At 69.3% G+C, this 22,154-nt stretch carries 22 protein-coding genes; 4 read left to right on the forward strand and 18 right to left on the reverse strand.

Features of this window, described 5'->3' with window-relative positions; all coding sequences use genetic code 11:
• Positions 1-6: 6 nt before the first annotated feature.
• The 4 genes from cysS to JIM95_RS09990 are packed head-to-tail and all read right to left on the reverse strand — an operon-like array spanning position 7 to position 3,308.
• A complete protein-coding gene (gene cysS / locus JIM95_RS09975; protein ID WP_200256627.1) occupies positions 7-1,410 on the reverse strand; it encodes a cysteine--tRNA ligase in 1,404 nt (467 codons plus the stop codon).
• A gap of 51 nt (positions 1,411-1,461) precedes the next feature.
• On the reverse strand, positions 1,462-1,950 hold the full coding sequence (ispF, locus tag JIM95_RS09980) for a 2-C-methyl-D-erythritol 2,4-cyclodiphosphate synthase (RefSeq protein WP_200256620.1): 489 nt from the start codon (positions 1,948-1,950) through the stop codon (positions 1,462-1,464).
• Complete coding sequence (gene ispD / locus JIM95_RS09985; protein WP_410170780.1) at positions 1,943-2,698, reverse strand: 2-C-methyl-D-erythritol 4-phosphate cytidylyltransferase; 756 nt, start codon at positions 2,696-2,698, stop codon at positions 1,943-1,945. The genes ispF and ispD overlap by 8 nt, the downstream gene beginning before the upstream one ends.
• Before the next feature lie 13 nt (positions 2,699-2,711).
• The gene (locus tag JIM95_RS09990; RefSeq protein ID WP_200256617.1) at positions 2,712-3,308 is read right to left on the reverse strand and encodes a CarD family transcriptional regulator; all 597 of its coding nucleotides are present in this window, start codon (positions 3,306-3,308) and stop codon (positions 2,712-2,714) included.
• Positions 3,309-3,620: 312 nt separating this feature from the next.
• Between JIM95_RS09990 and JIM95_RS09995 the strand changes: the two genes are divergently transcribed.
• Both JIM95_RS09995 and radA read left to right on the forward strand, forming a co-directional pair.
• A complete protein-coding gene (locus JIM95_RS09995; RefSeq protein WP_200256615.1) occupies positions 3,621-4,196 on the forward strand; it encodes a hypothetical protein in 576 nt (191 codons plus the stop codon).
• Between the two features lie 119 nt (positions 4,197-4,315).
• Positions 4,316-5,725: a DNA repair protein RadA gene (gene radA, locus JIM95_RS10000; protein WP_200256613.1), complete on the forward strand. Its 1,410-nt coding sequence runs from the start codon at positions 4,316-4,318 to the stop codon at positions 5,723-5,725.
• A gap of 11 nt (positions 5,726-5,736) precedes the next feature.
• Here radA and JIM95_RS10005 read toward each other — a convergent pair whose 3' ends face one another.
• A complete protein-coding gene (locus JIM95_RS10005; RefSeq protein ID WP_200256611.1) occupies positions 5,737-6,483 on the reverse strand; it encodes a hypothetical protein in 747 nt (248 codons plus the stop codon).
• Between the two features lie 67 nt (positions 6,484-6,550).
• On the reverse strand, positions 6,551-7,198 hold the full coding sequence (locus JIM95_RS10010) for a carbonic anhydrase (RefSeq protein WP_198739354.1): 648 nt from the start codon (positions 7,196-7,198) through the stop codon (positions 6,551-6,553).
• Positions 7,199-7,285: 87 nt separating this feature from the next.
• On the opposite strand from JIM95_RS10010, the gene JIM95_RS10015 reads away from it, so the two are divergent.
• Positions 7,286-8,182 carry an HhH-GPD family protein gene (locus JIM95_RS10015; RefSeq protein ID WP_248702962.1) on the forward strand — a complete coding sequence of 299 codons (897 nt, stop codon included), beginning with the start codon at positions 7,286-7,288 and terminating at the stop codon, positions 8,180-8,182.
• Here JIM95_RS10015 and JIM95_RS10020 read toward each other — a convergent pair.
• The 3 genes from JIM95_RS10020 to JIM95_RS10030 all read right to left on the reverse strand — a co-directional run bounded on the left by JIM95_RS10020 (position 8,106) and on the right by JIM95_RS10030 (position 12,967).
• Complete coding sequence (locus JIM95_RS10020; RefSeq protein WP_198739454.1) at positions 8,106-9,431, reverse strand: threonine/serine exporter family protein; 1,326 nt, start codon at positions 9,429-9,431, stop codon at positions 8,106-8,108. The genes JIM95_RS10015 and JIM95_RS10020 overlap by 77 nt on opposite strands.
• 122 nt (positions 9,432-9,553) lie before the next feature.
• A complete protein-coding gene (locus tag JIM95_RS10025) occupies positions 9,554-9,724 on the reverse strand; it encodes a DUF4236 domain-containing protein (RefSeq protein WP_200253495.1) in 171 nt (56 codons plus the stop codon).
• A gap of 450 nt (positions 9,725-10,174) precedes the next feature.
• Positions 10,175-12,967 (reverse strand): ATP-dependent Clp protease ATP-binding subunit, encoded by a 2,793-nt coding sequence (locus tag JIM95_RS10030; RefSeq protein ID WP_200256605.1) that lies wholly within the window; start codon positions 12,965-12,967, stop codon positions 10,175-10,177.
• Positions 12,968-13,230: 263 nt separating this feature from the next.
• Between JIM95_RS10030 and JIM95_RS10035 the strand changes: the two genes are divergently transcribed.
• Entirely contained in the window at positions 13,231-13,929 is a 699-nt protein-coding gene (locus tag JIM95_RS10035) for a Pr6Pr family membrane protein (protein WP_200256603.1), read from the forward strand.
• A gap of 68 nt (positions 13,930-13,997) precedes the next feature.
• On the opposite strand, the gene lysS is transcribed toward JIM95_RS10035, so the two are convergent.
• The 9 genes from lysS to folP all read right to left on the reverse strand — a co-directional run bounded on the left by lysS (position 13,998) and on the right by folP (position 22,108).
• Positions 13,998-15,608 carry a lysine--tRNA ligase gene (lysS, locus tag JIM95_RS10040; RefSeq protein ID WP_248702963.1) on the reverse strand — a complete coding sequence of 537 codons (1,611 nt, stop codon included), beginning with the start codon at positions 15,606-15,608 and terminating at the stop codon, positions 13,998-14,000.
• A gap of 50 nt (positions 15,609-15,658) precedes the next feature.
• A complete protein-coding gene (locus JIM95_RS10045; protein WP_200256601.1) occupies positions 15,659-16,828 on the reverse strand; it encodes a globin domain-containing protein in 1,170 nt (389 codons plus the stop codon).
• Positions 16,829-16,892: 64 nt separating this feature from the next.
• Positions 16,893-17,351 carry an RrF2 family transcriptional regulator gene (locus JIM95_RS10050; protein WP_200256599.1) on the reverse strand — a complete coding sequence of 153 codons (459 nt, stop codon included), beginning with the start codon at positions 17,349-17,351 and terminating at the stop codon, positions 16,893-16,895.
• A gap of 209 nt (positions 17,352-17,560) precedes the next feature.
• Positions 17,561-18,466, reverse strand: a complete 906-nt coding sequence (locus JIM95_RS10055; RefSeq protein ID WP_200256597.1) for a DUF2520 domain-containing protein — start codon at positions 18,464-18,466, stop codon at positions 17,561-17,563.
• On the reverse strand, positions 18,463-19,836 hold the full coding sequence (locus JIM95_RS10060) for a DUF6779 domain-containing protein (protein WP_200256595.1): 1,374 nt from the start codon (positions 19,834-19,836) through the stop codon (positions 18,463-18,465). Before JIM95_RS10060 ends, JIM95_RS10055 begins: the two co-directional genes overlap by 4 nt.
• A gap of 83 nt (positions 19,837-19,919) precedes the next feature.
• Positions 19,920-20,393, reverse strand: coding sequence for a DUF3180 domain-containing protein (locus JIM95_RS10065; RefSeq protein ID WP_200256593.1), 474 nt, complete (start codon positions 20,391-20,393; stop codon positions 19,920-19,922).
• The gene (gene folK, locus JIM95_RS10070) at positions 20,390-20,887 is read right to left on the reverse strand and encodes a 2-amino-4-hydroxy-6-hydroxymethyldihydropteridine diphosphokinase (RefSeq protein ID WP_200256591.1); all 498 of its coding nucleotides are present in this window, start codon (positions 20,885-20,887) and stop codon (positions 20,390-20,392) included. Before folK ends, JIM95_RS10065 begins: the two co-directional genes overlap by 4 nt.
• Positions 20,887-21,273, reverse strand: coding sequence for a dihydroneopterin aldolase (gene folB, locus JIM95_RS10075; RefSeq protein WP_200256589.1), 387 nt, complete (start codon positions 21,271-21,273; stop codon positions 20,887-20,889). Before folB ends, folK begins: the two co-directional genes overlap by 1 nt.
• On the reverse strand, positions 21,266-22,108 hold the full coding sequence (folP, locus tag JIM95_RS10080) for a dihydropteroate synthase (RefSeq protein WP_200256587.1): 843 nt from the start codon (positions 22,106-22,108) through the stop codon (positions 21,266-21,268). Before folP ends, folB begins: the two co-directional genes overlap by 8 nt.
• Positions 22,109-22,154: the final 46 nt, after the last annotated feature.

A 22,154-nucleotide genomic window follows, 5' to 3' on the forward strand; every position in this document is an offset into this window, starting at 1 on the left:
GGGGCCTTACTTGTCGTCGGTGTTGGTGCGCAGCGACCACTGTGGGCCGTCGGCGGTGTCGGTGATCTCGATGCCCGCCGCCGTCAGGCGGTCACGCACCTCATCTGCTGTGGCCCAGTCCTTGGCCGCTCGGGCGGCGGTACGGCGGTCGAGTTCAGCCCGGATCAGGGTGTCCAGGGCCTTTCCCGCCGCGTCGTCGGTGCCGGCGGACGCGGTCCGGGAGGCGGTCCAGGTATCGGACTGGGGGTCGACACCGAGGATGGCCATCATCGCACGGATCTGACCCGCGAGGCGAACCGCCTCATCCCGGTCCCCCGCGGCGAGTGCGCTGTTCCCGGCGCGGACCGCGTTGTGCACCTCGGCGAGGGCGGCGGGAACGCCGAGATCGTCGTCCATCGCGGCGGCGAAACGGTCGGTCCAGGTGGTGCGCTCGACGGGACCGACCCGGTCGAGGAATGACTCGATGCGGCGGTAGCCGGTTGCGGCGTCGGCGAGGGTCTGCTCGGAGTACTCGAGCATGGACCGGTAGTGGGCGCTGCCGAGGTAGTAGCGGAGCTCGACGGGGCGGACGAGGGTGAGGACGTGCGGGACGGAGAGCACGTTGCCGAGGGATTTGCTCATCTTCTCCCCCGCCATGGTGACCCAGCCGTTGTGCATCCAGTAGCGGGCGAAGCCGTCGCCGGCCGCGGTCGCCTGGGCGGCCTCGTTCTCGTGGTGCGGGAACTTCAGATCCAGGCCACCGCCGTGGATGTCGAACTCCCCGCCGAGGTATTTGGTGGCCATGGCCGAGCACTCGAGATGCCAACCGGGACGTCCGTCACCCCACGGCGTCGGCCAGGACGGTTCGCCCGGCTTCGCCGCCTTCCACATGGTGAAGTCGCGCGGATCCCGCTTCCCGGTGCCCGCCGATTCGCCCTGGTCGAGTTCGTCGAGGCGCTGCCCGGAGATCCTCCCGTACCCCTCGATGGTGGTCGGTGAGCAGTACACGTTGCCGTCCGCTGCGTAGCCGTGGCCGGCGTCGATGATCCGCTGCATGTAGTCGACCATCTCGGTGACGTGGCCCGTCGCCCGTGGCTCGAGGGACGGGGGCCGTACACCGAGCTGGTCGTAGGCCCAGGTGAAGGCGCGCTCGTGGGTGGCGGCCCATTCCCACCAGGGGCGACCGGCCTCGGCGGCCTTGGTGATGATCTTGTCGTCGATGTCGGTGACGTTGCGCAGGAACGCCACGTCGAGACCCTTGGCCTCGAGCCAGTTGCGGAGGATGTCGAACGCGACACCGCTGCGGACGTGGCCGATGTGCGGAACCGACTGGACCGTCGCACCACACAGGTACACCGAGGCGTGCCCGGGGCGCAGGGGCACGAAGTCGCGGAGGGTACGGGTCGCTGAGTCATAGATTCGCAGAGTCACGGCACCCATCCTATCTGCCGCACCCCCGATTCCGGGCGGTGGGACGACGGCTCAGACCGCAGGGTACACCAACGCGGTGGCGACGGCGGCACGCCCCTCACCGCGTCCGGTGAAGCCCATGTGGTCGGTCGTGGTGGCGGAGATGTTGACCGGGGCGCCGAGGATTCCGGCGACGGCGTCCCGGGCCTCGTCCCGTCGCGGGCCCATCTTCGGCGTGTTCCCGATCAGCTGCACCGCCACGTTGCCGATCGCCCAGCCGTTGGACTCGAGGAGCTCCCGTGCCTCACGGAGCAGCCGGGCACCGGAGACTCCGTCGTACTCGGCGCGGCCCACCCCCACGAAGGATCCGAGGTCCCCGAGACCCGCCGCGGACAGCAGTGCGTCGACGAGCGCGTGGGCGACGACGTCCCCGTCGGAGTGCCCCTCACAGCCGTCGGCGTCCTCGAACCGCAGGCAGGCGATCCAGCAGTCCCTGCCGGCCTCGATCTGGTGAGCGTCGGTGCCGATGCCGACGCGCGGGATGATGGGGCTCTCAGTCACCGGGTACCTCGAAGATGGTCGGTTCGGCCTCGTCGGTGATGTGCCGGGCGAGGATCATGTCCATGGGGGTGGTCACCTTCAGCGCCATGGGATCGCCCTTGACGCAGGTGACGGTGTGTCCCGCCCATTCCATCAGGGAGGCGTCGTCGGTGGCGGTGAAGCCGGGGTCCTCCGAGCTGAAGTAGGCGATGTTCGCCGCCCGCAGTGAGGCGAGGTCGAAGCCCTGCGGGGTCTGGACGGCGCGGAGATCGGAGCGGGGCGGGGTGTCCACGACCCGGTCTCCGTCGACGACCTTGATGGTGTCGGTCACCGGGAGCACCGGGATCACCGCGACCTCACCGCGGCGCACGCGGTGGACCACCCGGGCGATGAGCCCGGGTGGGGTGAGCGCGCGGGCGGCGTCGTGGATGACGACGACACCGTCGTCGGCGTCGATGGCCCGGAGTCCGGCCCAGACGGAGTCCGCGCGCTCCCCGCCCCCGTGGACCAGACGGACGGGCAGGGTCGGGTCATCGAGGAGTCCCGCACGCTCGAGGATGGTGCGGGCGTAATCCGCCATGTCCGGGCTGACCAGGACGATCACGTCATCGACGACCCCTGAGGTGGCCATGGCCCGGACGCTGCGCTCCACGAGGGTCATGCCGCGCAGCGGAACGAACGCCTTCGGGACCGGGGCACCCAATCGGGTGCCCCGCCCGGCGGCCGCGAGCAACGTGGTCACCCGACGGTCATCGGCTGAAGCTGACACTCCGCGCTACGGCCTAGTCGTCGTCGGCGTCGAGGTCGACGTCGTCGAGGTTGATGCCCGGGACATCATCGTCCGCCTTCTTCACGACGTCGGAGTCGTCCCCGGCACCGGCCGCGTTGTGCCTCTCGATGGTCGCCTCCATCTGGGCCTCCAGGTCGTCGGCCTTGGCCTCATCGACGCCCTCGGCGAGCGCGAGCTCACCGACGAGCACCTGCCGCGCCTTGGCGAGCATCCGCTTCTCACCCGCAGACAGGCCACGGTCCTGGTCGCGGCGCCAGAGATCGCGGACCACCTCGGCGACCTTGTTCACGTCGCCCGAGGCGAGCCGTTCCTGGTTCGCCTTGTAGCGGCGGGACCAGTTGCCCGCTTCCTCGACATCGGTCTCGCGCAACACACCGAAGACCTTCTGCAGGCCCTCTTCACCGACGACGTCACGGACTCCGACGAGCTCGGCGTTCTTCGTGGGGACCTTGACGGTGAGGTCGGACTGGTGGATCTGCAGGACCAGATAGTCGAGCACCTCGCCGCCGATCTCCCGGCTCTCGATAGCCTCGATCACGGCAGCGCCGTGATGCGGGTAGACGACGGTGTCGCCGACCTTGAAATCCATGCCCACTTGATGCACCTTCCTGCGCCCACCGGCGCCACGGTGAATAGTCACTGTTGCGGGGCTGATTCTAGCATGCCCCCAACCAGCTGTTTTCCCCGAACACCCGGAGCAGTGGGGTGCACTGGCCGGTCACGGAAACACTTGACCCACCCACGGACCGGACACGGGGATGACAGTTGACGCAATCAAAGGATTGCCCCCGCGCTCCCCCTCCTCAGATCCCTTGAACTGTGTGGAGAGTCTGAACAGCAGCTAGAGTGAGGGCAACAACTGCCTTACCCGAAAGCCTTCCGATGGAGGACACTGAAAGTGATGACCACCAAGACCGTGAAAGGCGCGGCAGCGGCCCTAGTCTCCGTTGCGGCGGCACTGACCTTGGGCGCCTGCAGCTCCGGCCAGATCTCCCAGACAGCCAGCCAGGTCGCCGCGGTTGACGGTGCCCGCGCGGACACCCCGGACGGCAAGATGGGTGTCCGCGACGTCACCGTGGAGGTCGACGGGACCTCGACCGCGTCCCTCCGGTTCACCCTGGTGAATCAGGACACCGACATGTCGGTCCACTCCCTGAAGAGCGCCACCGTCGACGGCGAGAAGGTGAGCCTGCGGGGAGACACCGAGCTCAACCGTGACTGCTCCATCGTCGCCGGGTCCCGGGCGCACCTGGACACCCTGCCCGAGGTCGGCGACGGTATCTGCATCACCCAGGTGGTCACCGCGGTCAGGGACAAGGGGTTCCCACCGGGCGGCAACGCCGATGTCGTATTCACCTTCGACGACGGCCAGACCATCGACGTCACCGCGACCATCTCCGCCCCCACCCTCACACCGGCCGACATCGACCGGCCCGAGGGGAAGGGCGACGGCCACGAGGGGCATTCCGGGCACTGACCCCTGATCCCCTTCACGAAACGGCCACTCCCTGAAGCGGGAGTGGCCGTTTTCGCGCCCCCACCCGGTTCGAACACCCTTTCGCAGCCGTGTCGGGCCCACGCGTTAGGGTGGTTCCCATGGCGAAGAAACCCCGCAGCGTGCACACCTGCTCAGAGTGCGGCTACAGCACACCGAAGTGGTTGGGACGCTGCCCGGACTGCGGCGGGTGGGGCACCCTCACCGAGTCCCGGGCAGCGGCGGGCGGGGCCGGTGCCGCGGTCGGCGGGAACCTCCCGACCGGACTGACCCCGACGTCGCCCGCGGTACCGATCAGCCGTATCGACCCGGCGACCGCGACGACGGTGTCCACCGGTATCGGCGAACTCGACCGGGTGCTCGGCGACGGCATCGTCCCGGGCTCCGTGGTGCTTCTCGCGGGCGAACCCGGCGTGGGCAAGTCGACGCTCCTGCTGGAGGTGGCCGCCCGCTGGGCGGCCCAGCCCTCCGCGAAGGCCGGCCCGGACGATCTGTCCGCCGACACCCGGACGGCCCTCTACATCACCGCCGAGGAATCCGCGGGCCAGGTACGGATGCGCGCCCAACGCACCGGGGGCCTCCAACCGACGCTGTACCTCGCCGCGGAATCGGATCTCGACGTCGTGTTCGGTCACGTCGAGCAGCTCAAGCCGAGTCTGCTCATCGTGGATTCCGTCCAGACCATGCACGTCAGCGGGGTCGAGGGGGTGTCGGGCGGTGTCGCCCAGTCCCGCGCCACCACCGCCGCACTGACCACCCTCGCTAAGACCTCCGGCATCCCCGTGCTTCTCGTCGGTCACGTCACCAAGGACGGGTCCGTCGCCGGCCCGAGGGTGCTCGAGCACCTGGTCGATGTGGTCCTGACCTTCGAGGGTGACCGGCATTCCTCGCTGCGGATGCTGCGCGGCATCAAGAACCGGTTCGGGGCCACCGACGAGGTCGGGTGTTTCGAGCAGACAGGGGACGGGATCCGGGAGGTGGAGGACCCCTCGGGACTGTTCCTGTCCCACCGTGACTCCACCCCCGACGGGACCGCGGTGACGGTCGCGATGGACGGGGTCCGTCCGATACTCGCGGAGGTCCAGTCCCTCCTGGTGCCGACCCAGTCGAAGAATCCCCGACGGGCCGTCACCGGCCTCGACGCGACCCGGGTTCCGATGGTGCTCGCGGTTCTCTCGGCGCGGGCCGGTCGGCCGTCCTTCGACCGGGAGGTCTACATCGCGACCGTGGGAGGGATGAAGGTCGGGGAACCGGCGGCGGATCTCGCGGTCGCACTCGCCACCGTGTCCGCGATGGACGGTCGTCCGATAGCACCCAAGACCGTGGTGCTGGGTGAGATCGGTCTGGCCGGGGAGATCCGGCGGGTCCCGGATCTACGGCGGCGACTGCAGGAGGCCGCGCGCCTGGGCTACGTGTCCGCGATCGTGCCGGCCGGGGACGACCTCAGTGTTCCGGGGATGCGGATAACGCGGGTGGGCACCATCGGGGAGGCGATCGCCGCGCTCGGCTGAGCGCCGCGGCGTCACATCAGGTTGAACGGGTGCGCATCCGAGTGGTTGCCGCCGATGAGGGTGTGCAGGTAGTAGCCGCCGGCCGGCACCTGTGTCCGGTCCCCGCAGCTGCCCGGTGCGGAATTGGTCCGGGACCAGACGGCCTCGTAGTAGCGCTCCTCCCCCGCGGGGAACGTCCGCTCGGTGACATCCACGGCGGGGTTGCAGTCGACGTCGGACCAGACCCGGCGGTTGGTGGCCAGGTCGTACACCTCGAAGCGGAGGACGTTCTCCCCGAGATCGATCTCGCAGTCGGCGGCGGTGGGGTTCTTCACCGCCATGTAGAAGCTGGGCTGGGCGTCGGGCGCGTACGCGGCCTGATCGGAGGTCGCGGTGACGATGAGGTCACTGAGCTCGCAGGTCTTCTTCCGCTCGGACGGAGCCTGCTCCGTCGTCGTCGGCGCGGTGGAGTCCGACCCGGCGTACGGCTTGTCCTTCTTCGACTCGTCGGCGGACCGTTTCCCCGTGGTCGCGGCCGTCGAGGTTCCGCCGTCGGTGGTGGAGCCGGTGGACGTCCGGGAGGTCTCCGTGGCCGCCGTCTCCCGGGTGGAGGTGGTGGTCCCCGTTCCCTCCGCCGCGGTCGGCTGCGGGTCGTCCCCGCCGGCGAGCGCCATGATCAGCCACCCGACCAGGAACACGACGATGAGCAGCACGACACCCGCCGCCACCCGGCGACGGATGTAGATCTCTCTGGGCAGTCGACGGTTTCTGTTGTCCACGAGCCTGAGTCTATGCGGACCCGGGCCGCACAGGTGTCAGTCCTGCGGCGTGTCCCCGCTTGTTTTGTCAGTCGTCGTTGACACCGATGGTGACCACGGGCTCCGCCATCCCGTCGGACAGCCGGTACCGGACACCGACGATGCCGCACGTCCCCTTCGACACCCGGGCCTTGATCTCGGGTGACCGGGACAGGACCTGGTCGACCGTCTCGGCCACGTGGTGCGCCTCGAACTCCTCGATGGTGCGGCGTCCCGCCGCCCGGGCGTCGAGGATCGAGGGGCTGACCTTCTCGATGAGCACGCGCTGGAACCCACCGGGGATCTCGTGCCCGTCCAGTGCCGCCATCGTCGCCCCGACGGCACCGCAGGACTCGTGCCCGAGGACGACGACGAGCGGGACGTGGAGGGATTCCACCGCGTACTCCAGCGAGCCGAGGACCGCGAGGTCGATGATCTCGCCCGCGGTGCGGATGACGAAGACGTCGCCGAGACCCTGGTCGAAGATGAGCTCCACGGGTACCCGCGAGTCGGAGCAGGCGAGGACCACGGCCAACGGTTCCTGCCCCTGGGTGAGCTGACTGCGGCGCAGGGCGTCCTGGTTCGGGCGTTCCACCGAGAAGTTCATGAAACGACGGTTGCCCTCCATCAACGCGGCCCACACGGCCTTCGGGTTTCGGGGGGTCCGGTCTTCATCCGGTGAAAGGGTGTTCGTCATGACTCAATTGTGCACCGTCGGGATCCGCCGCGGGACATAATGGACGATGTGTGACCGGGGCCCGGAACCCGATAGACTCCTGCCCTTGTGATCACCCGAACCCTCCTGCGCTGGTACGACGCCAACCGGCGTGACCTCGTCTGGCGCACCCCCTCGACGGGGGCATGGGGGGTGCTGCTGTCCGAGGTGATGAGCCAGCAGACCCCGGTCCGCCGGGTGGAACCGATCTGGTGCGAGTGGATGCGCCGCTGGCCGACCCCGGCGGACCTGGCGGCCGCCGGCACCGATGAGGTACTGCGGGCCTGGGGGCGGCTCGGCTATCCCCGGCGGGCCCTGCGCCTGCAGGAGTGCGCGGCGGTGATCGCCACCCGGCACGGTGGCCGGGTCCCCGACGACGTCGATGAGCTGCTCGCACTCCCCGGGATCGGTGACTACACCGCGCGGGCCGTGGCCGCGTTCGCGTACGGGAGACCCGTTCCGGTGGTGGACACCAATGTTCGACGGGTGTACCGGCGGCTGGTGGAAGGGCGTTTTCTCCCCGGAACCCCACGACGTCGCGACCTCGACGACGTCGAATCGATACTGCCCCCCGATCCTGAGCTGGTCCCCCGGTTCTCGGTGGCGCTGATGGAGCTCGGGGCCCTGGTGTGCACCGCGGCACGCCCGGACTGCAACGCGTGCCCGGTGCGGGCGGAGTGCGCGTGGCAGCGGGCCGGATGCCCCGCACCCACCGGGGACGAGCTGGGGGCGGCGAAGAAGCGGGTGCAGAAGTTCGCGGGCACGGACCGCCAGGTGCGGGGGAAGATCATGGCGGTGCTGCGGGACGCGGACGGGCCGGTCGAACGCCGCGAGGTGGACGCCGTGTGGCCCGATGAAGCCCAACGCGCCCGCGCGCTGCTCAGTCTCCTCAGCGACGGTCTCGCCGAGGAGTACGGGGAAGGTCGGATAGGTCTGCCCCGCCGGGGTGCTCCGCCGGATCGGTGAGCTGCTTGTGCAGGTCTATGGTCCGACCGTAAGCCCAGTCCGGGTCCGTGAGCATCCGGGCGAGCGCCAGCCCCGCCGCTATGCAGACGACGACCAGCGCAGCCGAGGCGGCCGCCGACATCGCGAGGTCCATGTCCCCTGTGTTCAACGCATACATCGAGGTGTACATGGCGACACCGGGGATCATGATGACCGAGGCCGGCACCGTCACGGTGATCCGCGGGACCCGGGCGGACCGGTGGATCAGCGCGGCGATGACGCCGACGAGCACACCTGCGATGAAGGCCGCGAGGTGCTGCGGCACGTGGTGGAACACGAGCACGAGCCGGGCCATGTTCGCGACCGTCGCGACGGAAGCCCCGAGCAGCACCATGCGGCGCGAGCAGTTGAACAGCAACGCGAACCCCGCGACGCCCAGGAAGCTCGCTGCGGCGGCCGCCACCCACCACGCCGGGGACGGTGGCCCGGGGCTCGCGGGCAGTGGGTTGAGTCCGGTGACGAGACTGACCATCCCGACGGAGATCGTCGCGGTGACGATGACGCTCACCGCATAGGTCAACCGGGAGATGCCCGCGGTGATGTCGAAACGGGTCAGGTCCAACAGCGCCGAGAACAGCGGGAACCCCGGGATGAGGAACAGGACCGCGGCGACGTATCCCGCGGCGAAGGAGGTCGTGTCGGTGTCCGCGATCATCCCGATCAGCGCGGTGACCGCCCAGTACACCAGACACGCCACGGCGCCAGCCGCGGACACGGTACCGAGCTGGTTGAAGTGGCGGCGACCGAGGGACACCCGGACGAACTGCCCGCACGCCGCCGAGACCGCGACAACCGCGGCCTCACTGGCGGGATAGCGGTTGAGCACCGCGAAGGAGGCGCAGGCGACACCCGCCGCCAGGGCGAGCAGCAGGCGGGACCAGCGTTTGACCACGGTGCGTTCGATGACGTCGAGCCGGTGGTTGAGCTCCGCCACCGTGAACCGGCGGTGCATGTGGTGGGTGAGGTCCTCCAGGGCCTCGATCCGGGAGGCGTCGACCGAAGGCTCGTGGTGGTTCGCGACGACGGTGCGGAACATGTCGCCGCGGTGGAACGTGCACGTGATCGTGTTGACGGACACGATGGCGTCCAGCCGGTCGAAACCGAGGGACCGGGCGGCCCGCTTCATCGCGCGCAGCACCCGGTACCCGCCGGTCCCCGCGGCCGTCATCATCAGGCCGAGTCTGAGGACCGCGTCGGCCTCCCGTCCCATCTGCTGCTGGAGCTGCATCAGCTGCTGCAGTTCACCGTCCGATCGGCTGCCGTCCGGCACAACCAGTCACCTTCCTCACGTCTCACCGGGTCTTCCGTGGATCGTCCCGTCACCGGGCGGGCTCAGCGCCAGCGCCCGCGCCAGTTGAGTCCGCCCGGGAGCCGGAGCGAGACCCGGCCCCGGGAGTTGACCGTGAGCGGACCGAACCGCTTGGACACGGACGCCCCGGATCCCGAGAGATTGAGCCACGTGCCCTTGCCGAGTGATTTGCGTCGACGGTAGTTCAGCCCCACTGGTTCTCCTGCGTGCTCGATTGGTGGGCATGTCCGATCGGACATACCCGGGTGTTCCACGGTCCGTCTGTACCGGATTCTCCGGTGGGAACACCGCGCCACCCGATTCTACGACCACCCGGGGCGCCACCCGCGACCGGCCTGATCCGCCGGTGCGATTCACCGGGAACGACCGCACCCGGGGCGGCGGGAGAATCCTGCCCTCCGGCGCACACGTGACACCACGGGCTCGGGGAGCTCGTCACGGCCCCGAGCCCGTCGCACGCCCGTGATCGATCGCACGGTGGAGCTCGCCCTCCCTCCGTTCCGGGTCCGGTCGGGGCTGGTGGGCGGAACCGCCTCGCGGCCGATTCCCCCGACAGTCCGGGATCCGCACGTCGAACACGGAGCAGGGCCCCGCCCGGAGTCCGTGACTCCGGGCGGGGCCCTGCCGTGGTGCGTCAGCGGCAGCTAGACGGTGCCCGCGGGCGCCTGCCCGCCGCCGGCCCCGGTGTCGCCGTCGTCATCACCGCCGGGGGCGGAGTTCCGCCCCTTGTTCTGATCCGGGTGGTCCGGGTTCTCGACGTGCTCGGCGGACTCGATGACGTTCTCCGACTCGATCTCCCGGGCGGAGTCGCCCTCGGGGACGTCCCCGTCGGCGGCGTCGGAGACGTCCTTGATGGCCTCGGCTGCCTCGACGCTGATCTCACTGAACTTCTCGTCCTCCGGCAGCGGCTTCGGCCGCGGGGTGAACGTGAAGGTGGCGTCGGTCGCCTTGGATTCGCCGTCCCAGTTCTCGACGTCGACGGTGACGATCTCGCCGGCGCCGAGCTCGCCGAACAGGATCTTCTCGGACAGGGTGTCCTCGATCTCCCGCTGGATCGTGCGGCGCAGCGGACGGGCACCGAGCACCGGGTCGAAACCGCGCTTGGCCAGCAGTCGCTTGGCCTTGTCGGTGAGCTCGAGATCCATGTCCTTGGCGTGCAGCGCCTTGGTGACGCGGGCGGCGATGAGGTCGACCATCTCGACGATCTGTTCCTCGGTGAGCTGGTGGAACACCACGACATCGTCGATACGGTTGAGGAACTCGGGGCGGAAGTGCTTCTTCAGCTCGTCGTTGACCTTCTGCTTCATCCGCTCGTACTGGCCCTCGACCCCCATCGCACCGCTGCCGGAGAAGCCCATTCCGACGGCCTTGGAGATGTCCTGGGTCCCCAGATTCGAGGTGAAGATGAGGACCGTGTTCTTGAAGTCGACGACCCGGCCCTGACCGTCGGTGAGACGGCCCTCCTCCAGCACCTGCAGGAGGGTGTTGTAGATCTCCTTGTGTGCCTTCTCGATCTCGTCGAAGAGCACGACGGAGAACGGCTTGCGGCGCACCTTCTCGGTGAGCTGGCCGCCCTCCTCGTAGCCGACGTACCCGGGGGGTGCACCGAAGAGGCGGGAGGCGGTGAAGCGGTCGTGGAACTCGCCCATGTCGATCTGGATGAGGGCGTCATCCTCACCGAACAGGAAGTTCGCCAGCGCCTTGGACAGCTCCGTCTTGCCGACGCCGGACGGGCCAGCGAAGATGAACGAACCGCTGGGGCGCTTGGGGTCCTTCAGTCCGGCACGGGTGCGCCGGATCGCCCGGGAGACGGACTTGACGGCGTCATCCTGGCCGATGATCCGCTTGTGCAGCTCATCCTCCATGCGCAGCAGCCGGGAGGACTCCTCTTCGGTGAGCTTGAACACGGGGATCCCGGTCCAGTTGCCCAGCACCTCGGCAATCTGTTCCTCACCGACCTCGGCGACCTCCTCGAGGTCGCCGGAGCGCCACTGCTTCTCCTTCTCCGCGCGTTCTTCCCCGAGCTTGCGCTCCTTGTCGCGCAGACCGGCGGCCTTCTCGAAGTCCTGCTCGTCGATGGCCGCCTCCTTCTCGCGGCGCACGTCGTTGATGCGCTCGTCGATCTCGCGCAGCCCCTCGGGCGCGGTCATCCGCTTGATGCGCATGCGGGCGCCCGCCTCGTCGATGAGGTCGACCGCCTTGTCGGGCAGGAAGCGGTCGTTGATGTAGCGGTCCGAGAGGTTCGCCGCGGCGGCGAGCGCACCGTCCGTGATGGAGACCCGGTGGTGCGCCTCATAGCGGTCGCGCAGTCCCTTGAGGATCTCGATGGTCATCTCGACACTCGGCTCGGGAACCTGGACGGGCTGGAAGCGGCGCTCGAGGGCGGCGTCCTTCTCGATGTGCTTGCGGTACTCGTCGAGCGTGGTCGCACCGATGGTCTGCAGTTCGCCGCGGGCCAGCTTCGGCTTGAGCAGGCTGGCCGCGTCGATCGCGCCTTCCGCGGCACCCGCGCCGACGAGGGTGTGGATCTCATCGATGAACAGGATGATGTCGCCGCGCTGGTTTATCTCCTTGAGCACCTTCTTCAGGCGCTCCTCGAAGTCACCGCGGTAGCGGGAACCGGCGACGAGGGAACCGAGGTCGAGCGAGTAGACCTGCTTGTCCTTCAGGGTCTCCGGGACCTTGCCGTTGACGATGTCCAGTGCCAGTCCCTCGACGACGGCGGTCTTGCCGACACCGGGCTCGCCGATGAGCACCGGGTTGTTCTTCGTCCGACGGGAGAGGACCTGCATGATCCGCTCGATCTCCTTCTCGCGACCGACGACCGGATCGAGCTTGCCCTCCTTCGCCGCGATGGTCAGGTTGCGGCCGAACTGGTCGAGGACCAGCGAATTCGAGCGCTCTCCGGCCGGACCGCCCGTGCGGCCCGTGGGATTGGCGCCCGCACCGACGGCTTCCGGCCCGCTGGGACCCCCCTCGGGGGAATCACCCTGGCTGCCCTCGTACCCGGACAGCAGCTGGATGACCTGCTGGCGGACACGCGGCAGGTCGGCGCCCAGCTTGACCAGCACCTGGGCGGCGACGCCCTCGCCCTCCCGGATGAGACCGAGGAGCAGGAACTCGGTACCGATGTACTTGTGGCCCATCTGCAGTCCCTCGCGGAGCGAGAGCTCGAGGACCTTCTTGGCCCGCGGGGTGAAGGGGATGTGACCGGTGTGCGGCTGGGTGCCGTGACCGATGATCTCCTCGACCTCCTGGCGGACGGCGTCCAGTGAGATACCCATGGACTCGAGCGCCTTCGCCGCGACGCCCTCGCCCTCGTGGATCAGTCCCAGGAGGATGTGCTCGGTGCCGATGTAATTGTGGTTCAGCATCCGCGCCTCCTCCTGAGCCAGGACGATGACGCGGCGGGCGCGGTCGGTAAACCTCTCGAACATATCTCTCCCCTGGAATCGCTGGGTGTTAGTGCCACCACTGTAACCTGCGTACGGGCGCCGACATTCCGCCCATCCTGCGATGGTGCGCCCCAGGCGGCGCAACTCAACGGGGAACGTGAACCGGACCGCAGGTGAGACAGTATTTTCGCACCTCCACGATCCGCTGTACGCCGGTAGCGAACACGGCCCGGGAGCACCGTTTCCGGACGGATTCCGGGTCAACCCGTCGATTGCCGCTCACGGTGTGTTGTAAGGTCAGCCAAATGACATCCTCAGTGATCCGGTTCCTGGGACTCGTGGCGGCGCTCCTCGGCGTGAGTGCCGCTGCCGTCGGTGGCTACGGCGCGGCCACCACCCCATTCACCGACTACCCCGAGTTCGGAGCCACCGGCGAGAAACTCCTCGCCTACTACTCGTACTTCACCCTGTGGTCGAACATCATCGGTGCCGCGGCGGGCCTCTCCTACGCGTTCTGGTTCGTCCGGGGCCGCGACGGCGGCTGGCTGGGGGCCGTGCTCAGGCTGGACGCGACGATCATGCTCATGGCGACGGGGCTGGTGTACCACCTGCTGATCGCGGACGGCTCGCCGAACACCGGCACCCAGGCGTTCACCGCACCCATCATCCACGGCATCATGCCGGTCCTGCTCCCGGTGATCTGGCTGCTCCACATGGCGCAGCGGAAACGACCGGACGTGCGAACGCGCACCCTGCTCGGTGCGCTGATCATCCCGGCGGTCTGGACGGCCTGGACGTTCTGGCGGGCGCAGGCCACCGGTGGCTACTACCCCTACGACTTCATGAACGCCACGGAGATCGGTCTAGCCAGGTCGGTGACCACGACCGCGGTGATCTACGTGATCTTCATCGTGTTCATGCTGGTTCTCGGGCTGATCGAGCGGCTCGTGATCCCGCGGCTGCGGCCGACGCGGTACTTCGAACTGCCGGAGGGCCGGGGCTGAGCCCGGAAACCGGAGACGGCCCGGCACCCTCCCACGGGAGACGCCGGGCCGTTCGTCGTGGCGGGGTGCTACTGCCTGGGCTCGGGCTTGACCATCGGGAACAGGATCGTCTCCCGGATCCCGAGACCGGTCAGCGCCATGAGCAGCCGGTCGATGCCCATGCCGCATCCGGCGGTCGGGGGCATGCCCTGCTCCATCGCGGTGAGGAAGTCCTCGTCGAGGACCATCGCCTCGTCGTCGCCGTCGGCGGCGAGTCGGGCCTGGTCGACGAAGCGCTCCCGCTGGATGACGGGGTCGATGAGTTCGGAGTAGCCGGTGGCCAGTTCGAAGCCGCGGACGTAGAGGTCCCACTTCTCGGTGACCCCGGGCTTGTCGCGGTGCTGGCGGGTCAGCGGGGAGGTCTCGACGGGGAAGTCGCGGACGAAGACGGGGCCGTGGAGCTGGTCCTCGCAGAGCACCTCCCAGATCTCCTCGACGAGCTTGCCGTGGCCCCAGCCGGCGTTCTGCGGGACCTGCAGGCCGATCACCTCCGCGATGGCCTTCAGCTCATCGACGGTGCTGTCCACGGTGACCTCGGGCTGCCCGGGGTACTTCCGGGCGAGCGCCTCGTTGAGCGAGGGGTACATCTCGAGGGTCTGCCACGTCTCCCCGCCGAGGTCGTACTCCGTGCCGTCGGCGAGGGTGACCGTGGTGGAGCCGATCACCTCGGTGGCGACGGCCTGGATGAGATTCTTGATGGTCTCCGCGCCGTCGTCGTATGTGCCCCACGCCTGGTAGGTCTCCAGCATGGCGAACTCGGGACTGTGGGAGGAGTCGACGCCCTCGTTGCGGAAGTTACGGTTGACCTCGAAGACGCGGTCGATGCCGCCGACGACGCAGCGCTTGAGGTAGAGCTCCGGCGCGATGCGCAGGTAGAGGTCGATGTCGAGGGCGTTGGAGTGGGTCTGGAAGGGGCGGGCGGCGGCGCCGCCGTGCAGGGTCTGCAGCATCGGGGTCTCGACCTCGAGGAAGCCCTCGTCCTCCAGGTGGTGGCGCAGTGCGCGCATGACCCTGATCCGGGTCAGCGCGTTCTCCCGGGCCGCGGGACGCATGATCAGGTCGGTGTAGCGGTGCCGGACGCGGGTGTCCTCGCTCAGGTCCTTGTGGGCGACGGGCAGCGGGCGCAGCGACTTCGAGGCCATCTGCCACTCCGAGGCCATGACGGAGAGCTCGCCGCGTCGGGAGGAGATGACCCGGCCGGTGACGGAGACGAAGTCGCCGAGGTCGACGTCGCTCTTCCAGCCCGCGAGCGCCTCCTCACCGATCTCCGCGAGGGAGAGCATGGCCTGCACCTGGGTGCCGTCGCCGTCCTGGATGCTGGCGAAGCAGAGCTTTCCGGTGTTGCGCACGAAGATGACCCGGCCCGCGACGGAGACGATGTCGTCGGTCTCCTGCCCCTTCTCGAGGTAGGTGACGCCGTCCTCGCGTTCGACGGCCGCGGCCTCGTCGGCGTCCCCGGGGAGAACCCGGTAGCGGTCCCGCAGATCCGCGATGGACGTGCTGCGCTTCACCTCCACCGGGTAGGCCTCGACGCCGGCGTCGAGCAGCCGGCTCCGCTTCTCACGGCGGATGCGGAGCTGCTCCGGGACGTCATCGGCGTCGGGCGTGGTCACGGTGGGGTTCTTCTTCGTGTCAGTCACATCCCGCCAGCGTAGTCGATACGTGTGCGCCGATCACCTCCCGGGCGTCGCTAGCTGATGAGCCAGTCGTTCGGGGAGAACAGCTCGAAGTGCACCGCCTTCGGCGCGCGGTCGGCGGGCAGGGCCGCGATCTGGTCGCGCAGCGCCTGCAGGAAGCCGTTGCCGCCGCACAGGTACACGGTTGCGCCGGCGGGCAGGTGCTCCGCGATGTCGATCCGCTCGCCGGCGGAGCGGTAGCGGACCTCCATCGTGGCGCCGGGAATCTCGGCGACGTACGCGGCCATCTGCTCGCGCTGTGCGAAGTGCTCCTCGTCGACATCGGTGTGCAGGACGGTGACCGGACGGGACGAACCGGTCGTCGCGAGGTGGTGCAGCATGCCGGTCATCGGCGTGGATCCGATACCGGAGGACACGAGGACGACCGGATTGTCGGCGTCGTCGAGGACGAGGTCACCGGCGGGCAGGGTCGCCTGGATGGTGTCCCCGACGTCCACGCGGTCGCGGAGAAACCCGGAGACCTCGCCCTCGCGGCGGACCGCGATGGTCAGTTTCGTGGCGTCGCCGCCGATGATGGAGTACTGGCGCAGCTGACGGGCACCGTCATCCAGCTTCACCCCGACCGAGGTGTACTGACCCGGACGCGGGACCGAGAGGTCACCGCTCAGGGTGTAGACGGTCACGTCGCCGGAGAGGTCGTACTTCTCGGTGACGGTCACCTTGCGGAACACCTCCCCCGGCTCGACGCCGTCGGAGGCGTAGAGGTCCTCCTCGAAGTCGATCAACACGTCGGCCATGAGCCAGTAGACCTCGTCCCACGCGCCGGCGATCTCCGGGGTGATCGCGTCCCCCAGGACGTCGACGATGGCGGCGAAGAGGTTGTCGTGGACGATCTGGTACTGGTCGCGGGTCACGCCGAGGGAGACGTGCTTGTGGCCGATGCGGCCGAGCATCTCGACCGGGTCCGGGGCGTCGGGGTCGACGAGCATGGTGGCGAAGGTGGCGATCGACGCGGCGAGCGCCTTCGGCTGTTCACCGGCGGCCTGGTTGCCCCGGTTGAACAGGTCGCTGATCAGCTCCGGGTGCGCGGTGAACATCTTGTCGTAGAAGATCGGGGTGATCTCGTTGATGTGCGCGCCGATCACGGGCAGCGTCGCGCGGACGATGTCGGCGTTCTTCTCGGACAGCGTGCGGGAGGTGTCGGGCTGGGTGGTCACGAACATGAGCTGGTTGCTCCTCGGTTGATGATCCGTTGCGGCGTGGGGCGGCACGCCCGCGCGGGCGGGGTCAGTGGGAGTGCGGCAGACCCAGGGGGACGGCGCCCCGCCGGTCTCGTGCGGCGTCGGCGATGAGGTCCGCGACGCGGAGATCATCCAGGCTCCGGTAGAAGGCTTCCGTGGCGTCGGCGAGCCGGTGCCGCAACAGGCAGTCCCCCTCCAGGTACGGGCAGGGGGTCGGTGCCGAGCAGTCGATCACGGGTGATTTCGGTTCCAGCTCGCGGAGCAGGGCACCGACGCTGTGGGCCGGTGCCGACTCTGAGAGGAGAACCCCGCCGGACCGGCCGCGAATGCTGCGTACGACGCCCAGCTTGGCCAGTCGGGACACGACCTTGGCGACGTGGGTGTCGGGCGCCTCGATGGCGGCGGCCAGGTCGGCCACCGTCACACGGTCGGCACCGACTGCGGAGGCCTCCCCGAGACGCATGAGGGTCCGCAGGGCGAGATCGGAGAACCGGGTCAGTTGCACGTCTTGAGCCTATGCAAAATCGGCATCCGGGATTCGGGTTTACCATGGCGACGACATCCCGGTCTCCGCCGCCGGGAGAGGCGTCGCACAGGAAAAGCGGCGCCGAGCAGCCATGTTGGCGTGAAGCGCCACAGATCAGACGCCGAAATATGTGACGATCTGCACGAATAACCCCACCTAAAGAGGGACCCCAACCGGGGGTAATCCGGTCATTCCTCGCGTCCGTGATCGCCGCCGGAAGGCCGGTCCGCCCACAACTCGATGTCGATGTCCCCGAACGGGGTGAGCTCCGCGGTCCGCCGGGCCAGGTCACGGTAGCTCCGGGCCGTCGCACTGTCCGGGATCCCCAGATCGTGCTGCCGGCGGACCGTGTCCACGGACGCCCGGTAGACCGGCCCGGGCACGCTGTGGTCCGGATCCGCGAGTGCCACCTCGAGCACCCTGCGCGACGTCTGCCGGAGCAGCGCTCGCCCGATCCCCTCCTGCGGGCCGCCGCTGCGGAAGTATGCCTCGTCGATCATGGAACACGCGTCATCGACCACCGTCATCAGATGCTCCGTGGCGTGCTGCAGCCCGGCGGCGAACGCCGGTCGCTCGTTCTCCGGCACGGGGACGGGCCATCCACCGAGCTCGGCCACGAAAACCTCAGCCACGCCCTCCGGCGGACCGGGATCGGCTGTTATGAGCCACGGCACCGATTCCAGAGCGTCAGCGTCGCGGAGCACACCCGCCTTGTCCGGGGAGCCGACGGGGTACACGCACGGGTGGAGCGCCATCACCAGCGCCACCTCGTCGGCGAGGGGGCCGAGCGCCCGCGTGCCCTGGGAGGCGCACAGATGGGCGATCATCTGTGTGCCTCCCACGTGCGGGATCAGCTCCCCGACCGCGGCCGGGAGATCCTCGTCGGCCACACAGATGAGAACGAGTTCGCACCGCCGTAACGCCCCGATCTCCGTCGCCACCCCACCACCGGCCGGAAACCGGAACCGGATGTCGGTTCGCCGGGGGTCGACGGCGGCGACGACCCTGTGTCCGATGCCGGTCAACCGTTCGGCCAGTCCCGCAGCTATCCCGTCGGTTCCGTAGAACCCGATCCTCAGCCGCGGCGGAGTCACTGATCGTCGTCCGCGTTGTCGCGGAGATTCTCCAGTAGCTCGGCGACCGAGATGCCGCCGCCACGCTCGTCCCGGCGACGCCGTCCGTGTCGGGGGACCTCGGCGTCGTGCCCGGCGTCCCGACGTTCGTCCGGGGAACCGGCGGGCGGCGCAGCGTGCGGCGCGGACCGGGATGCCGAGTGCCCGGAGGCGTCCCAGGGAACCGTCCCCATGGCGCCGGTGTCGAAACCCTTGTCCCCGTGGGCTCCGTGGGCCCCGTGGGAACTGGAATCCGCACCGGTGGCGGCGGGCCACGGTGGCGCCTCCTCCGCCGCCGGTCCGGAGGCCGCGGCGGAGGAGGCGTGCTGTTCCGCGTCCCGGGAGCCGCCTGCGATCAGGTAGCTGGCGTCGGTGGGTACCCCACCTCCCGGCACGGACCCGCCGGTGATCAGGGGATTCGGCTTCAGGGCCGACGGTGAGGTCAACCAGGAGGGCCTGGACACGGGGGCGAAGGCCCCGGTGGTGTCCTCCTCGTCGACGGCGTCGTCAGCGGGTGAGTCACCATCCGGGGGGACGGTTGTGATCGTCGCATCCTCCGGGGCCCCGGCGGCGGGTTCCGGCTGGCGGGCCGCGGCCGCTGACGGTGAGTGTGATCCGGTGGCGGCCGGGACGTCGGCGTCCGCCGCACCGGCGGACCGGACCGGCGGGGTGACCGGAGCGTGATCCTCGGGGGCGACCTCCTCGACCTCCTCGACATCCCGGATGTCCCGGGGCTCCCCGTCCGCGGACACCTCCGACACCGCGGGTTCCGCGCGGACCGGGGCCTGTGCTTCCGCGGCGTCCACTCCGGGATAGCTGTGGCGCCCGGAGTCGTCCGCGGCCCGGGCCGGCCCGGCCAGCAGCTCCTGGATCCGACGGGCCTCGGCCTGCAGGGCGGCGGGTTCGTAGCTCCAGGTCTGCCCGCTGAGCTCCTCCAGCTGCGCCCGCATGGCCTCGAGTTGTTCACGGATCTCGGCGAGGGCGGTGTCCCGGTACTCGTCCAGGGATTCGAGGTAGCTCTGCTGGAGAATGTGTTCCTGCTCCCGGTGCACGGCGGTTTCGATCCGGAGGTCCTCCTCGTACTCCCGCTCCGCGAGCTCCCGCTCACGTTCCACCGCGGCGACCTGACCTCGGTAACGGGCGACGAGGATTATCCCGAGGACCGCGGCCCAGAGTGCCGCGACAACACTGATCTTCAACGCCACGTCGCTACCGGTGAACAGCATCACCACGACGGCGACCACCGCGAGCACAACCAGAACAACCAGCGCCACCTGCCAGATGTCGTTCTGCTGTCGACCCTGGTCCGGACCTGTCCCGGGGGCTGTCGCTGTCTCATCGGCGTCGTTCATGGATACCAATGTACTAAAGGACCCGGATCCGGCGTCCCAGGCACGCGAGCCCGGCGGAACCAGCGGGATACACTGATCCCCGGTCACGCGACGGCCGCGGGCTCACCGTCCGACGGTGGCGGCACCTCACAGCTCCGCTCGAGGATCACGCCGGCGACGGCCATGGCGAGCCCCCCGAGGAACGAGACGAGGACCCCGGGGAGATCGTCGGAGGCGGCGACCAAGGTGCCCGACCTCGGAACGACGTAGACCGACATCCCCAGATACGCCCCACCGACGACGCTTCCCGTCCAGGCCGAGGCCTTACCGATGACGAGCCACTGTGCGACGGTGATCGGGTTGAGCTGGCTCCTGTCGAGCCCTATCCGTCCCTTGTCCAGATGGACCCGGACGCGCCACGCAAGCACCCCGCACAGTCCGGCCATCAGCCACAGGGTGGCCGACGCGGTCACCGATATCGGAATGAAATTCACGTAGAAACGCCAGGTCAGTATCGCCGCGGCCCCGGCACAGAACAATGCCGTCGCAACGAGGAGCGGTATCTGGGTCGCCCTCACGACCGCCGCCCCTCCGGTCGCCGCACCCCGGCGACGTCCGCGGGCGGAAGCCGGTCGACCAGGGTGGCCACGGGCACCCCGGCGAGCACGGCACCGGGGTCGGCGGCGAGCCACGGCACCAGGACGAACGCCCGCTCATGGGCGTGGGGGTGCGGCAGCGTGAGGCGCTCGGTGTCACTGCGGATCTCGGATCCGTCCGCGGCGACGCACTGCACGATGTCGACGTCCAGGGTCCGGGGCCCCCACCGGAGCTCACGGACCCGACCGGCGGCGTTCTCGAGTGCCTGACAGCGGTCGAGCAGCTCCACGGGCGCGTCGGTGGTGTCGATGATGACGACCGCGTTGGCGAAATCCGGCTGATCGGTCACCCCCCAGGGGGCGGTGTCGTACACCGGCGAAGCGGAGACCGTCTCCGGGGCGAAGTGGCGCAGGACGCCGTCCACGGCGCGGGCCGCGTCGTCGAGATTGGCTCCGACTGACAGGACCGCGCGCATCAGGGCTGCCCCTGCCCCCGGCCGCCGCGGGAACGCCGCGCCACGACGGCCACGTCACCGAAGTCGAGCGGAATCGGTGCGTGTGGCTTGTGCACCGTCACCTCGATGGCGTAGAGCTGCGTGAATGTCCCCATCGCCGTGTCCGCGATCTCCGCGGCGACGGTCTCGATGAGGTCCCGGGGGCTGCCCGCGACGATCTTGTGCGCGAGCTGCGCGAGCTCGGAGTAGTCGACGGTGCGTTCCAGGTCGTCGCCGGCCGCGGCGGCGGTGAAGTCCAGCCAGCAGGTCAGGTCGACGATGAACTCCTGTCCCGCTGCCCGTTCCGCGGTCAGCACACCGTGCCTCCCGTGTACCTTCAGTCCCCTGAGTTCGATTCTGTCAGCCATGTTCGGGAGAAACCCGTCCTTCCAGTTGGTGTTCACTCGTGTCCCGGACAGCCCTCCGCCACGAGGCGGCGACGTCCACCGCGTCGCGGGAGACCGCGACGTCGTGGACCCGGACGGCCCAGGCGCCGTGGTGCGCGGAGAGCGTGGTGACCGCCGCTGTCGCGGGATCCGCGGACCCCGTCAGTCCCCGGTCGCTCCGTACCGCGGCGAGGAACCGTTTCCGGGACGCGCCCACGAGGACAGGGTAGGGCCCCGAGGTGAACTCCGGAAGCGCCGCGAGCAGCGCCCAGTTGTCCTCCGGGGTCTTCGCGAAGCCGAGACCGGGATCGATGATGATGTTGTGCGGGGCGATCCCCGTGGCCTGCGCCTCCCCGGCGAGGCCCTCGAGCCGGCGCCTCACGTCGGCGACCACGTCGCCGTCGGTGTGCGCGGCCCCCGAGGCGTCCCCGAAGCGGACCGTCTTCCAGTGCATGAGGCAGACCGGGAGCCCGGACTGCGCCATCACCCGGAACATGTCCGGGTCAGCCTGGCCGCCGGAGACGTCGTTGATCAGGGAGACGCCCGCCTCCACGGCGGCTGCGGCGACGCCGGCCCGCATCGTGTCCACCGACGTGGGGATCCCCTCTTCGGCGAGGGCACGGATCACCGGGGCGGTCCGGCGCAGTTCCACGTCCGGGTCGACCCGGACGGCGCCGGGGCGGGTCGACTCCCCGCCGACGTCGATGATGTCCGCTCCCAGTGCGACGAGCTCGCGGGCGTGCGCGACCGCCACCTCGGGGTCGAGGTAGCGGCCGCCGTCGGAGAAGGAGTCCTCCGTGACGTTGACGATGCCCATGACCAGGCACCGGTCCCGGACGGGGAGCCCGTCGGGCGACCGGCGG

It is taken from the genome of Corynebacterium antarcticum (assembly GCF_016595285.2).
GTDB classification, from domain to species: domain Bacteria; phylum Actinomycetota; class Actinomycetes; order Mycobacteriales; family Mycobacteriaceae; genus Corynebacterium; species Corynebacterium antarcticum.

Bases quoted from the DNA above. Each gene is read 5' to 3' on its own strand.
- JIM95_RS09990 (WP_200256617.1), bottom strand. From the start codon at position 3,308: ATGGATTTCAAGGTCGGCGACACCGTCGTCTACCCGCATCACGGCGCT.
- JIM95_RS09995 (WP_200256615.1), top strand. From the start codon at position 3,621: ATGACCACCAAGACCGTGAAAGGCGCGGCAGCGGCCCTAGTCTCCGTT.
- radA (WP_200256613.1), top strand. From the start codon at position 4,316: ATGGCGAAGAAACCCCGCAGCGTGCACACCTGCTCAGAGTGCGGCTAC.
- JIM95_RS10010 (WP_198739354.1), bottom strand. From the start codon at position 7,198: ATGACGAACACCCTTTCACCGGATGAAGACCGGACCCCCCGAAACCCG.
- JIM95_RS10020 (WP_198739454.1), bottom strand. From the start codon at position 9,431: ATGGGACGGGAGGCCGACGCGGTCCTCAGACTCGGCCTGATGATGACG.
- JIM95_RS10030 (WP_200256605.1), bottom strand. From the start codon at position 12,967: ATGTTCGAGAGGTTTACCGACCGCGCCCGCCGCGTCATCGTCCTGGCT.
- JIM95_RS10035 (WP_200256603.1), top strand. From the start codon at position 13,231: ATGACATCCTCAGTGATCCGGTTCCTGGGACTCGTGGCGGCGCTCCTC.
- JIM95_RS10045 (WP_200256601.1), bottom strand. From the start codon at position 16,828: ATGTTCGTGACCACCCAGCCCGACACCTCCCGCACGCTGTCCGAGAAG.
- JIM95_RS10060 (WP_200256595.1), bottom strand. From the start codon at position 19,836: ATGAACGACGCCGATGAGACAGCGACAGCCCCCGGGACAGGTCCGGAC.
- folK (WP_200256591.1), bottom strand. From the start codon at position 20,887: ATGCGCGCGGTCCTGTCAGTCGGAGCCAATCTCGACGACGCGGCCCGC.
- folB (WP_200256589.1), bottom strand. From the start codon at position 21,273: ATGGCTGACAGAATCGAACTCAGGGGACTGAAGGTACACGGGAGGCAC.
- folP (WP_200256587.1), bottom strand. From the start codon at position 22,108: ATGGGCATCGTCAACGTCACGGAGGACTCCTTCTCCGACGGCGGCCGC.